At 68.2% G+C, this 12,122-nt stretch carries 13 protein-coding genes; 7 read left to right on the top strand and 6 right to left on the bottom strand.

What is annotated here, in order from left to right:
- The first annotated feature begins 67 nt into the window (after nucleotides 1-67).
- From ACSQ2B_RS16665 to ACSQ2B_RS16680, 4 genes are all read left to right on the top strand, one after another.
- Nucleotides 68-667, top strand: a complete 600-nt coding sequence (locus tag ACSQ2B_RS16665; protein WP_436051546.1) for a nuclear transport factor 2 family protein — start codon at nucleotides 68-70, stop codon at nucleotides 665-667.
- A gap of 525 nt (nucleotides 668-1,192) precedes the next feature.
- Nucleotides 1,193-3,112: a potassium transporter Kup gene (locus ACSQ2B_RS16670; protein ID WP_436051548.1), complete on the top strand. Its 1,920-nt coding sequence runs from the start codon at nucleotides 1,193-1,195 to the stop codon at nucleotides 3,110-3,112.
- Nucleotides 3,113-3,278: 166 nt separating this feature from the next.
- Nucleotides 3,279-3,620, top strand: coding sequence for a hypothetical protein (locus ACSQ2B_RS16675; protein ID WP_436051549.1), 342 nt, complete (start codon nucleotides 3,279-3,281; stop codon nucleotides 3,618-3,620).
- A gap of 69 nt (nucleotides 3,621-3,689) precedes the next feature.
- Nucleotides 3,690-4,922: an argininosuccinate synthase gene (locus ACSQ2B_RS16680; RefSeq protein WP_436051550.1), complete on the top strand. Its 1,233-nt coding sequence runs from the start codon at nucleotides 3,690-3,692 to the stop codon at nucleotides 4,920-4,922.
- Nucleotides 4,923-4,973: 51 nt separating this feature from the next.
- Here ACSQ2B_RS16680 and ACSQ2B_RS16685 read toward each other — a convergent pair whose 3' ends face one another.
- A complete protein-coding gene (locus ACSQ2B_RS16685; RefSeq protein WP_436051551.1) occupies nucleotides 4,974-5,177 on the bottom strand; it encodes a KTSC domain-containing protein in 204 nt (67 codons plus the stop codon).
- A 124-nt stretch (nucleotides 5,178-5,301) separates the two neighbouring features.
- Here ACSQ2B_RS16685 and ACSQ2B_RS16690 point away from each other — a divergent pair, with 124 nt between their 5' ends.
- The 3 genes from ACSQ2B_RS16690 (at nucleotide 5,302) to ACSQ2B_RS16700 (ending at nucleotide 6,949) form a co-directional block, all read left to right on the top strand.
- Nucleotides 5,302-5,709 carry an MAPEG family protein gene (locus tag ACSQ2B_RS16690; protein WP_436051553.1) on the top strand — a complete coding sequence of 136 codons (408 nt, stop codon included), beginning with the start codon at nucleotides 5,302-5,304 and terminating at the stop codon, nucleotides 5,707-5,709.
- Nucleotides 5,710-5,841: 132 nt separating this feature from the next.
- Entirely contained in the window at nucleotides 5,842-6,432 is a 591-nt protein-coding gene (locus ACSQ2B_RS16695) for a CC0125/CC1285 family lipoprotein (protein WP_436051555.1), read from the top strand.
- 124 nt (nucleotides 6,433-6,556) lie between these two features.
- Nucleotides 6,557-6,949 carry a hypothetical protein gene (locus ACSQ2B_RS16700; RefSeq protein ID WP_436051556.1) on the top strand — a complete coding sequence of 131 codons (393 nt, stop codon included), beginning with the start codon at nucleotides 6,557-6,559 and terminating at the stop codon, nucleotides 6,947-6,949.
- Nucleotides 6,950-6,996: 47 nt separating this feature from the next.
- Here ACSQ2B_RS16700 and ACSQ2B_RS16705 read toward each other — a convergent pair whose 3' ends face one another.
- The 5 genes from ACSQ2B_RS16705 to ACSQ2B_RS16725 form a co-directional block, all read right to left on the bottom strand.
- A complete protein-coding gene (locus ACSQ2B_RS16705; RefSeq protein ID WP_436051558.1) occupies nucleotides 6,997-7,224 on the bottom strand; it encodes a hypothetical protein in 228 nt (75 codons plus the stop codon).
- A gap of 135 nt (nucleotides 7,225-7,359) precedes the next feature.
- Nucleotides 7,360-9,744 (bottom strand): DUF3772 domain-containing protein, encoded by a 2,385-nt coding sequence (locus ACSQ2B_RS16710; RefSeq protein ID WP_436051559.1) that lies wholly within the window; start codon nucleotides 9,742-9,744, stop codon nucleotides 7,360-7,362.
- A 159-nt stretch (nucleotides 9,745-9,903) separates the two neighbouring features.
- Nucleotides 9,904-10,245: a DUF3325 domain-containing protein gene (locus ACSQ2B_RS16715; protein WP_436051561.1), complete on the bottom strand. Its 342-nt coding sequence runs from the start codon at nucleotides 10,243-10,245 to the stop codon at nucleotides 9,904-9,906.
- Nucleotides 10,238-11,797 (bottom strand): PepSY-associated TM helix domain-containing protein, encoded by a 1,560-nt coding sequence (locus tag ACSQ2B_RS16720; protein ID WP_436051563.1) that lies wholly within the window; start codon nucleotides 11,795-11,797, stop codon nucleotides 10,238-10,240. Before ACSQ2B_RS16720 ends, ACSQ2B_RS16715 begins: the two co-directional genes overlap by 8 nt.
- Nucleotide 11,798: 1 nt before the next feature.
- On the bottom strand, nucleotides 11,799-12,119 hold the full coding sequence (locus ACSQ2B_RS16725; RefSeq protein WP_436051564.1) for a hypothetical protein: 321 nt from the start codon (nucleotides 12,117-12,119) through the stop codon (nucleotides 11,799-11,801).
- Between the last annotated feature and the right edge of the window lie 3 nt (nucleotides 12,120-12,122).

Consider the following 12,122-nt stretch of genomic DNA (forward strand, 5'->3'; position numbering starts at 1 on the left):
GGTCGAATTGTCAAGGGGGCGGCGGGGCGCTGGAAGCTGTCGGACGAGGCCAGCCTTGGGATATGACATGGCCAGAGCAACGACCGACAACACCTTCCTGGAGCGGGCGAGCGAAATGACGATCGCGTGGTTGTCCTGTCCCAAGACCCGAACGTCGATCGTGGCAGGGTTGCTGTTGGCGCTTGCGCTGGCGCCGGCCGCCCATGCGGCGAGCCATGACCGAGGACGCGTAGCCGCGGCGGCGCCCGGTCCTGGTCAAAACAAGACGGGCGATGCCGAAACCCAGTCCGCGATGGCGTTCCTGGCGTCCGTGGGACGACTCGATTTCACCGGCGCCGAAACGTTGCTGGCTGAGGACGCGGTGCTGGAGCTTCCCTATGCCGGCGCCGGGCATGTCGTCAGCGGCCGTTCCCAGGTGCTGAATTTCTTTCGTCAGACGATGACGGGCAAGGTCCGCCATATCGAATATCGCCTCGACCAGGCTTACACAGGCCGCACGCCCGGCGTGATCGCGCTCGAAGTGAGCACCACTGTGCAGACGGTTCCGGATGGAACAGCCGTCAACCGACTGGTTGCGATATTTCGATTTCGCCAGGGAAAGATCACGCTCTTTCGCGAGTACTTCAATCCCGCGCCCGTCTCTGGCGGAGACGGCGCCCGTAGGTGATCATCCCGGAGCAATGTCCGGGAAGAGGCAGGCTGTCCCCGCGCGCTCCGCGATCCGGGACCTCTGTAGCGTCGCGAGACGCTCTCCGCCTTAGGTCTCACGGCAGATGCGAGCCCGCCGGTATCGGCAAGTCAAGGACGCGCCCTGTGGGCGCGCCGCGACGCGGCGGCGGCCTTCGCCGCCGTCCTTGAGTTGCCGATGCCGGCGGGCATCATGGCCGCCATGAGATCTATGGCTGATGCTGTGCGGACGCACCCCGATCCAGCGCGCGGCGAGCCAGGCGATTGGGTATCGTGTCGCCGAACGTTCCGGAGCACCGCAACGGAACGGCGAAGACGAGCCTTATCGCTGGGAGAAGGTGTCGCAATAGGCGCCAGACGCCACGCCATACGTTACGTTCAGCCTGCGCCAGGGAACCTGCGTCTGCGGCGGCGATTGAACCGCCCCAGGAAACTCTATATCGCGCCGATAGACTGCGGCGGCGTCCGACAAGGAAGCCGTGCGAAAACGGTCCCGGAGACTTGCATGGCGGATCAGGCCAGCGCCGCGCCGCTCGCGGCCGACGACCCGAACGGCGGCGCGCAGCACGAGGGGTTCTGGAAGCTGGCTCTGGGCTCGGTCGGCGTGGTCTTCGGCGATATCGGGACCAGTCCGCTCTACGCCATGCGCGAGGCGCTGCATCATACCCGCAAGGGCATCGGTCCCGAAATGGCGGTGCTGGGCGTGGTCTCGCTGGTGACCTGGGCGCTGATCCTCATCGTCACGGTCAAATACGTCGTCTTCCTGATGCGGGCGGACAACAAGGGCGAGGGCGGCACCCTGGCGCTGATGGCGCTCGCTCAGCGGTCGCTGCCGGCCCGCTCGACCGGGGTCTTCCTGCTGGGCGTGATCGGCGCGGCCCTGTTCTATGGCGACGGCATCATCACCCCGGCGGTGTCGGTGCTCAGCGCCGTCGAAGGGGTGCGCGACGCGCCGGGCGCGCCGCGCGAGGTGAGCCGGCTGGTGCTGCCGCTCTCGGCGGCGATCCTGGTCACTCTGTTCATGGTTCAATCGCGCGGCACGGCCAACGTGGCCAGGTTCTTCGGCCCGATCACGGCCGTCTGGTTCCTCGTGCTGGCGGCGCTCGGCGTCTACCATATCGCCGACGACCTCTCGATCTTCCGGGCCCTGTCGCCCCACTACGGCGTGGTCTTCCTGCTCCAGAACGGGCTGCTGGGCTTCATCATCCTGGGCAGCGTCTTCCTGGCGGTGACCGGCGCCGAGGCGCTCTACGCCGACATGGGCCACTTCGGAAAAGGCCCGATCCAGGCCGCCTGGCTGGCGCTGGTGCTTCCGGCGCTGCTGCTCAACTACCTCGGCCAGGGGGCGATGGTGCTGCACGACCCGGCCAATGCGGTGGAGCCCTTCTACCGGATGGTGCCCGACGCGGTGTACTGGCCGGTCCTGCTGCTCGCCATGGCGGCCACCATCATCGCCAGCCAGGCGGTGATCACCGGCGCCTTCTCGATGACCCAGCAGGCCGTGCAGCTCGGCCTCTTCCCGCGGATCGACATCCGCCGCACGTCCGAGACCCAGGCCGGCCAGATCTTCGTGCCGCAGGTCAACACCATGCTGATGGTCGGCGTGCTGGCGCTGCTCTTCACCTTCCGCTCCTCGACCAACCTGGCCTCGGCCTACGGCATCGCCGTGACCGGGGCGATGTTCGTCGACACCCTGCTGTTCTTCGTCATCGTCCAGCACTTTTGGAAGAAGCCCTTGTGGGTCGCCGTTCTGGCCAGCGCCGGCTTCGGCCTGCTCGACATGGTCTTCATCACCTCGAACCTGCTGAAGTTCTTCCACGGCGCCTGGCTGCCGCTGGTGCTGGGCGCAGGCCTGGTGGTGATCATGTGGACCTGGGCCCGCGGGTCGCAGATCCTCAGCGATAAGACCCGCCGCGACAGCGTGCCCCTGTCGGAGCTGTCGGAGATCCTGCGCGCGCGGGCGCCCTATCGCGCCCCGGGCACGGCGATCTTCCTGACCTCCGACCCGGACACCGCGCCCGTCGCCCTGATGCACAACCTCAAGCACAACAAGGTGCTGCACGAGAAGAACATCATCCTGACGCTGGTGACGGCCGAGACGCCGCGCGTGCGCGACGAGGACCGGATCCGCATCGAGCCGGTCAACGACGACTTCAAGAAGGTGATCATCTCCTACGGCTTCATGGAGAGCCCGAACGTGCCGAAGGCGCTCGGCTTCTGCCGCAGGCTGGGGCTGAAGTTCGACATCATGGCCACCAGCTTCTTCTTAGGAAGGCGCTCGGTGGTGCCCTCGGCCCAGTCCGGCATGCCGCTGTGGCAGGACAAGCTGTTCATCTTCTTGCTGAAGAACGCCGCCAACCCGACCGACTTCTACAAGATCCCGCCCGGCCGGGTCGTGGAGCTCGGCACCCAGGTGACCGTCTAGCGTGCAGGATTTGAAGTTCGCCTGCGTCGCCGCTATGCCGGAGCGAGCTGCAAATCCGGACAGCCGGCCAGATCTGAGGAGACGCCACCTCGTGTTTTTGTCGCTTCCGACGTTCGCTCACGCCTGGCGCCTACACTGGCGAATTTCGGAAGCGGGACGCTAGCCCATGGTCTGGACCTACGCCGGCGACGCCCTCTGGATCGTCGCGCTCAGCATCATGTTCAGCGCCTCGCGTCAGGCCTGGCGGCGCATTCCGCAAGACGTGAAGCCGCCGCTGATGGGCGTGCGGCTGCCGCGGGGGCTGGTGGTCTGGGCGCTGCCCGGCGCGGCCTTCCTGCTCAGCCTGTGGTTCGTGCTCCAGGCCCGGACCTGGAGCGACGACGCCGATCTGGCCTTCATCTGGTTCGGCGTGCGCGCGGTTTCCGCCCCGCTGCTGGCCCTCCTGCACCTGCGATGGCTGGGCGAAGCGATGACGGCTCTGGAGCGCGAAGGTCAGCTTAAGCCTTGAACCCGAAGGCTCGGCGCCCTTTAAGGCGCGCGAGCCCTCATCCTCCCGCGACTTCAGGACTTACCAGCCATGGCCGACAAGCCCGTCAAGAAGGTCGTGCTCGCCTATTCGGGCGGCCTCGACACCTCCATCATCCTGAAGTGGCTGGAGACCGAGTACGGGGCGGAGGTCGTCACCTTCACCGCCGACCTCGGCCAGGGCGAGGAGCTCGGTCCGGCGCGGGACAAGGCGCTGCTTCTGGGCGTGAAGCCCGAGAACATCTTCATCGAGGACCTGCGCGAGGAATTCGTCCGCGACTACGTCTTCCCGATGTTCCGCGCCAACACCGTCTACGAGGGCCAGTACCTGCTGGGCACCTCGATCGCGCGGCCGCTGATCGCCAAGAAGCAGATCGAGATCGCCCGCAAGATCGGCGCCGACGCCGTCTGTCACGGCGCCACCGGCAAGGGCAACGACCAGGTCCGGTTCGAGCTGGGCTATTACGCGCTCGAGCCGGACATCCGGGTGATCGCCCCCTGGCGCGAATGGGACTTCAAGAGCCGCGAGGCGCTGATCGACTTCGCCGAGAAGCACCAGATCCCGATCTCCAAGGACAAGCGCGGGGAGAGCCCGTTCAGCGTCGACGCCAACCTTCTGCACTCCTCGTCCGAGGGCAAGGTGCTGGAGGACCCGGCGGTCGAGGCCCCGGAGTTCGTGCACATGCGGACCATCTCGCCCGAGGATGCGCCGGACAAACCGACCGTCATCACCATCGACTTCGAGAAGGGCGACCCGGTCGCCATCGACGGTGAGAAGCTCTCGCCGGCCGCCCTGCTGACCAGGCTGAACCAGCTCGGCCACGACAACGGGATCGGCCGCCTGGACCTGGTCGAGAACCGCTTCGTCGGCATGAAGTCGCGCGGCGTCTACGAGACCCCCGGCGGGACCATCCTGCTGGCCGCCCACCGCGGCATCGAGTCCATCACCCTCGACCGGGGCGCAGCTCACCTCAAGGACGAGCTGATGCCGAAGTACGCGTCCCTGATCTACAACGGCTTCTGGTTCGCCCCCGAGCGCGAGATGCTGCAGGCGGCCATCGACTACAGCCAGACGATGGTCGGCGGCCAGGTGCGGGTGAAGCTCTACAAGGGCAATGTCACCGTGATCGGCCGCACCAGCCCCTATTCGCTCTACGACCAGGAACTGGTGACCTTCGAAGAAGGCGCCGTGGCCTACGACCACCGCGACGCGGCGGGCTTCATCAAGCTCAATGCGCTGCGCCTGCGCGTCACCGCCAACCGCGACCGGCGGCTGAAGAAATAGGGCAAGCCCTGTCGTCCCGGACAGCCGCTGCGCGGCTTCCGGGATGACAAGCTATGGGAGCCGCTCGAACCCATATCGACCGCGGATCTGCGCCTGGAAGAAGCGGCCCTTCGACTCCGCCTCCAGGAAGGCTTGGTGAACCTCGGCCGGCACGTCGAGGTAGAGGTAGCGTTCGCCGCTGACGAAGGTGACCCATAGCGTCTGGCGTCGCGGGTCGTAGTCGATGGCGTGGACGGCGGTGGACTCCACGAGCACGGTCGGGTCTCCGGCGGGCTTTCGACCCGAACGCGCGAGGGCGCAGCGGGAGTTCCATCTTGGCGGGCGCCTGTGCCAAGCTCCCCCATGGCCGCCAGACCGGCCGCCTGAGGGGGAAATAAGGATGCAACCGCACATCTGGGTCGCGCTGGCGTCGCTGGCGGCCGTGCTGACGGTCCTGGGGATGGGGATCAACGTCGGCCGCGTGCGCCACGCCTGCAAGATCCCGGCCCCGGCCATGACCGGCGACCCGCGGCTCGAGCGCGCCATCCGCATCCACTACAACAGCCTCGAATGGCTGACCGCCCTGCTGGTCTCGATGTGGCTGTTCGCCATCTACTGGAACGACGCGGCAGCCGCGGGCCTGGGCGCGGTCTGGGTGGTCGGCCGCATCATCTACGCCCAGGGCTATATGCGCGACCCGCTGAAGCGCGCGCCGGGCTTCATCATCCAGGCGCTCGCCACCCTCGTCCTGCTGTTCGGCGCGGCGGGCCGGCTGATCTGGATGCTGGTCGCCGGCGTGGGCGCCTGATCCCGGCTCGACAACGCCGCGATTGCGTTTCGCGCGTGAAGCTTAGCCGCCGCCAAGCAACCACAATTGTGGCCAAGTGTTTGTCAGCGTAGCGTTCCTCGAGGGACCATCGCCTAGTTATTGGAACAACAAATGGCAAAGAGATCAGCCGCGCTGGCCGTGACCGTGGCCTTGGCGGCCGCGCTCGCGAGTTGCGCCACCCCCACGCCCTACCAGCCGAATATTCGAGGTCAGGCGGCTTCCGGCGGGTATTCGGAAGTCCGCATCGAGCCGAATCGCTGGCGGGTCACCTTCTCCGGCAACAGCCTCACCGCGCGCGAGACGGTGGAGGGCTACCTGCTCTTCCGCGCCGCCGAGCTGACGGTGCAGCAGGGCTTTGACTGGTTCGCCATCGTCGATCGGAACACCCAGCGCAACGCCTACACCTATGTGGAGCCGGACCCGCTCTATCGACCCTGGTATGGCCCCACCTTCGGCGCCTGGCGTCCGTCCTGGCGCTACTGGGGCCCGGGCTACGGCGCCTGGCGCTCCTGGGACCCCTATTGGGGCGACCCCTTCTGGGCTGACCGCATCGACATCCGCACGGTGGAGAAGTTCGAGGCCAGCGCCGAAATCTTCATGGGCAAGGGCGCCAAGCCCGCCGAAGATCCGAAAGCCTTCGACGCTCGCCAGGTGATCTCCAACCTGCAGCCGCGGATCAAGTACCCAGAGCCGAAGAAGTAGCGCTCATCCAAGGCCGTCGCCGCCGCCCCGGCGTCGACGGCCCCCGGACCCCATTTGCGCCGCATACGGATTGGTAACCACGCTGGTCATACCGTTGGTATGGCCGATGGGCGGGGGGCGTGGGATGACCTTGTTGCTTTGGGGATTGGGCTTGGCTCTACTGGCGCTGGTCGCCAGGCGACAGTGGAGCGCCGCGCGCGCTGAGATGCGCGCCTTGCGGTGGTCCTACCCGGTCGGACTGTTTTGCGACGAGACGGCTCCGATCGCCTCGCCGGCGGCGCAGCCCGCCGGGCGCACGGGCTTGCACGCCGGCGCCGCGATTCTCGCCGTCGCCCTGGCCCTGGACGTCTCCGCCGCATCACAGGCCTGGTCGCCGCCGTCCAGCGTCGAGGCGATCCAAGGGGGCGCCGCCCTCGAGCCTCTGCAGGTTTTCGAGGATCAGAGCCTGGACCTGTCGGCCTATGGGGCGGGGTCCTGGAGCGCCGCGACGCTCGCGACGGACGGCTGGTTCGTCTGAGATCGAGGCCGCGGCTTCCGGCGCAGCGCGGCGATGAAGGTCGAGGTCTATTCACCGTGCTCCGGCGGCATGGTGATCGTGGAGGCGCGGACCACCGCGGCGCCGGCGACGCTGCGCGGCTCCTCGCCGACGAACAGCGCACGGACGTCTTCTGGGAGGTGCGCTGCGATAGCGTCGAAGGCCGCTTGGGAGAGGTGGGCGAAGTTCTCCCAGCGGTCCGGATGCAGGCCGATTTCCTGGCAGACAGCGCGAGTGGCGATTTCGAGGAGCGTCATTGTGGTTTAGCCGTCTTGGGGCGGGCTCCGACCCGTTCGCAAGAATTGGCGCCGCCAGCCCCGAACCGTCGACGCCATTTGCTGATCATTCGGCCAGATTCGCGAACCGGCCTGGGAGCCCGACCGGATCGAGGTCTAAGGGGGCGCCAGCTTGACGTCGCGGGCCTTCAGCGCCGCCACCATCGCGAACAACAGATCGCTCCTGGTCCCGAACGCGTGGCGGGGCGAGGCGACGGCGCCCATCGCCGTGTACTCGAGGGCGCCGTCGGAAACACTGGTGAGGAAGACGCCGGGCGGAGGCTCGCGTAGCACGCCGGGGTGGCTTGCGAGCTGACCCAAGAGCAAATCGCGCACCTCTGCGGCGTCGCTGTCGTTGGCCACGCGCAGCACGATCTTGACCTGGCCGAGCGCGCCGCCGTGGGTCACGTTGCGCACGATCTTGGAGATCAGGTCGGAGTTGGGGACGATCAGCTTGGAGCGGTCGCCCAGCTCGATCTCGGTGGCGCGGATGTTGATGCGCCGCACGTCGCCTTCCTGGTCGCCGAGGGCGATCCGGTCGCCCACCTTGATCGGCCGCTCGGCCAGCAGGATCAGGCCGGAAACGAAATTGCCGATTACGGCCTGCAGTCCGAACCCGATGCCGACCGACAGCGCGCTGGCGAACAGGGCGATGTTGCTCAGGCTCAAGCCGATATAGGCGCAGGTCGTGAGGAGGGCGATCAGGGCCCCCAGGTAGGTAAGCCCGGCGGTGATCGATGTTTGCAGCCCCACGTCGATGCGCGTCTTGGGCAGGTAGGTCGTCTCGACCCAGCTGCGGACGACCCGGGTGATCACCAGGCCGGCGGCGAAGACGACCACGCCGCCGAGGATCAGGCCCGGCGATATCGAGATCTTGCCGAGCTTGAACACGATCTCGGTGGATGTCGCCCGGGTGAGGATTTCGCGGGCGCTGGCCCCCAAGGGCGCGGCGATCGCCATCCAGCCGAAGATCATGAGGGCCAGCCGCAGCGCGCCCGACAGCAGCACGCCGATCTGTTCCAGCGCGTGGTCGGACAGGCCCGTGGCCGCCCCGACCAGCCGACTGAGGCCCTGGCGCGGCGCAAACAGCGTTTCGCACAGGTCGTCGATGAACCGCATCAGCAGGAACAGGCTCGCCAGCACCGTGGCGATCCAGATCAGCTCGCGCATGATGAAGCTGGCGAGCGCGACATAGCCTGTCGCCACGGCGATCAGAGCGGCGCTGAGGGCCAGCCACGCGGCGACGGCGGCGAGGACCCACGGCAGGCGCGACCGAGCCTCGTCGGGCTCTTCCTGGCTGGCCGAGGTGCTGCGCGCCCAGGCCAGGGCGCCGCCGACGGCGAGGAGTTGGAGGATCACGCTCAGGCAGCGGGTCGCTTCGCCGACGGCCGGGCTGGCGTCGAGCTCGACGCTGGCGCGCGTCAGGAAGCTCGCGAGCCCGACCGCGGCGCCGATGATCGGTGCGAAAATCGCCAGTCGGTCGGCGAAGGAGTCGGTCACCGGCGCCAGCCGCCAGCTCGGCCGGCCCGGCGACAGCAGGCTCCGGCCGAGCGCGTCTATCGTCGCGGCGTACAGCAAGGCGCTGATGAACGCCTGCGCCAGGCCGTCCGCGGCCGGCGTCAGGCGGACCACGCCGGACAGGGCCGAATAGAGCAGAAGGCCCGCCAAGGGCGGCGTCAGGGCGCCAATGAGCGTCAACCACAACGCCAATGCGGACTTGCGCAGGCCCGAGCTGGGAACCTGGGCGATCGACCGGCGCCGTCCGAGGCCGACGAGGATGATCCGCGCCGGGCCCAGCAGGAACAGGGCGAGCGCCGCCAGGACCGCCGACCAGACCTGGGCGGCGGGCGTCGCCGAGACCTGCCTTGCCTGGGCTGCGCCAGCATCATAGGCGCGTTGAACGTCGTCCGGCAGACTGGCGGCGAGGTCTCCCCACAGGGTGGGGTCGAACACCGAGCGGCTGTGCGCCCACAGCCGCGCCGAGAAGTTCCGCCGCAGCCGACCGGCCATGGACTCGCTGAGTTGGTTCGCCTCCACAGAGAGGAGGCGCGCCCGCTTCGAGCTATCGTCGAGGCTCTTCTGGAATCTCAGCAGCCGGGCTCGGGCCTCGGCGACGTCCGGGGCTTCCGGCGGCTGGCCTGGACCTGGGGCCGGTCCGAGCTCCGCCAGCCGCTCCTGGGCGTCCTCCAGGCGTGGCGTCAGCGTCGACAGGGCGTCCGCCAGGTCCGCCTGGATGGGTTCGAGCGCCGCCTTCTGGGCCTGCAGGGCCGAATCGTCGGCGGAGCCTGTCCGGGCCGCGCGCCGTATGGCGCGCAGGCTGGCCTCGTGGCCGTCCAGCCGCGCGTCCATGGCCGCGCCAAAGCGCGTCGTCACGGAGGGCGCGGGCCCCTGGACATGGCTCTGGGGCTGGGCGGGCGCCGGATTGGGCGCCGCGGCCGCGAGCATCACCCATGCCATGGCGATCAGGAGACGCTGGAAGATCGCTACTGTCCTTCGCGCCAACAGGCTGGCCCATCCCGCTTTGCAGCGCGCTCCTCCCTTGGCAAAGGCAGGCGGCTGACCTTGTCGACCTTGTCCGTGGCGCAAACGGCGATGTTGTGGCGGTCCGGCGGGTCGATCTCCCACGCCGAGCGCCGCCGCCCAAGGAAATTTCCGCGGGGGCTAGCTGTGTCGCCGTCCTGGAAGGGTCCCGACAAGGGCGCGCAGGACGGGCCGCAGGCGCGGGGCGTGCCAGGTCAGCCAGGCCACGACGCTCGCGGCGGCGACCGTCAGGGAGACCGTCCACAGGATAGGGCCGAAAGATGGGCCGTCGCGGTGCAGTGCGATCCCCAGAGACGCCGCCAGCAAGGCGTAGCCGCCGAAACGCAGCCGCCGCCCCCAACGGCTCGCCGGCGCGGCCTCGCCCATGACCAACTTCCAGTTCCGCGGCTGGCTCAGCGCCAGCAGCAGGAAGCCGGCCTGGGCGGACAGAAACATGGCCGCCAGAAGTGACGCCTCAGACATGGTCTTTTCCTGTCGAATAGAGGGCCCGCGTCGGCGCCGACGCGGCGCGGCGCTGAAGACGCAGCGCGGCGACGGACGCGATCGCGCCGCCCGCCAGGAGCGTCAGGTCCATGCCCGCGACGCTCCATTGGCCGCGCAGCGCGGTGCGAATGAGGGTGTCGCCGGTGGTGGCGGCGTTCAGGATCACCGCGAGCGGAGCGGCGGCGGCGATGGTCCAGCATTGCTCCGCCCAGGCGCCGCGGGGCCGGATCCAGGCATGCGCGAAGGACGCGACCCAGACGAGATAGAAGGTCCACACCTCCAGGGCCTCGCGTCCGGGAATCGTCAGCGGCAGCAGCCGGTTGGCGATCAGGAAGCCCAGCGTCGCGATGAGGATGCCCGTCGTGGCGCCGACCGACAGGCCCTCGACCACGCCGACGCCGCGCAGGCCTAGCTTCTCATGGCGCTTGCGGCGCGACTGCACCCAGAACAGGAACCCCGTGCCGATCAGAACGCAGCCCGAGAGGCCGCAGATGAAATAGAGCCAGCGCAGCGTCCAGTGGCGGAACTGGATCAGGTGCAGGCCCGCGACGAAGCGCTGGACGCTGGCGATCGGCCGCGCCGAGGCAGCCTTGATGACGGCCCCGGTCGGTCCGTCGAAATAGATCGCATCGATCCTGTCGGTGACGCCATGCTCGGACGACCGGCGCAGCTCGACGTAGGATTTGGCGTCGCCGGGATGATAGACGCGCAGCTGCTCGGGACGCTCGCCGTTCCAGCGCCGCATGGCCTCGGCCTGCATGGCGTCGAGCGAGGCCAGCGGGGCGGGCCGGTCGGCCGCCTTGCGCTTGAAGCGGCCGTAGGCCTCGTCCGCCAGGGTCGCCTTTCCCCCGCCGTAGGCGATCATCTGCGGCGTCGGCATATAGACCGAAAAGAAGATGATCAGCCCCGACAGGGCGATGATGAAGTTGAACGGCAGGCCGAACACGCCGGTCAGGTTGTGCAGGTCGAGCGTCGTGCGCTGGGGCTTCTTGACGATGCGCAGGGTGAAGAAGTCGGCGAAGATCTTCTTGTGGATGACGACGCCCGATACGCACATGACCAGCATGGTCATCGCCGCGACGCCGACCAGCCATTCGCCGAGATTGAACAGCCGAATGTGCAGCCGGTAGTGGAACGGATAGAAGAAGCGCGTCCCTCCCAGCGTGCCTGGCGGGTCGAGCAGGGCGCCGGAAGCCGGATCGACATGGCGACGCACCTCCTCGCCGCCCCTCTCCCGCGCGCGCACCTGGACTGTCGGGACGCGCTCGGACGGCAGGACGATCGACCACTGCTCGGGCTTGTCGACCAGGCGCTCGACGATGGGCTTCAGCGCGTCCAGCGAGCGCAGCTCGCTCTGGTCGATGCGCGTCATGGGCATCGTCCAGCGATCAATCTCGCGGTCGAACACCGAGAGCGAGCCCATCCAGAAGATGGCGAACAGCACGCCGCCGATCACCACGCCGGCCCAGGTGTGGAGCCAGTTCATCGACGCGCGAAACCCGTTCGGCGCGGCGGTCTCGCCGTCCTCCATCTCAGCCTCCTCCGACCGAAATCGGCGGCAGCAGCGGCGTCAGAGCGATCGCCATCCCATTGCCGACCACCGCCACGCCGCCGAGCACGGTCCAGACCCGGACCAGCCGAGGCTCGGCGAAGCCCCACACGACGATCCCCACATAGCCGAGAAAACCGATCATGCTCATCAGCACGATCGCCTCGCTGCGCACCATTCCCAGCAGCAGCACCAGCAGCAGGCTGAGCAGCGCCACCGTTCCGACGGTCGCGGCGTAGCCCACGACGACCGTGGCGATGGTCCGGGATGTGGCCTGGACTGCTGGCGAGAGCTTGCTTGGCATCGG

Origin of the sequence: Phenylobacterium sp. LjRoot225 (genome assembly GCF_964252855.1) — a bacterium.
GTDB lineage: Bacteria > Pseudomonadota > Alphaproteobacteria > Caulobacterales > Caulobacteraceae > Phenylobacterium.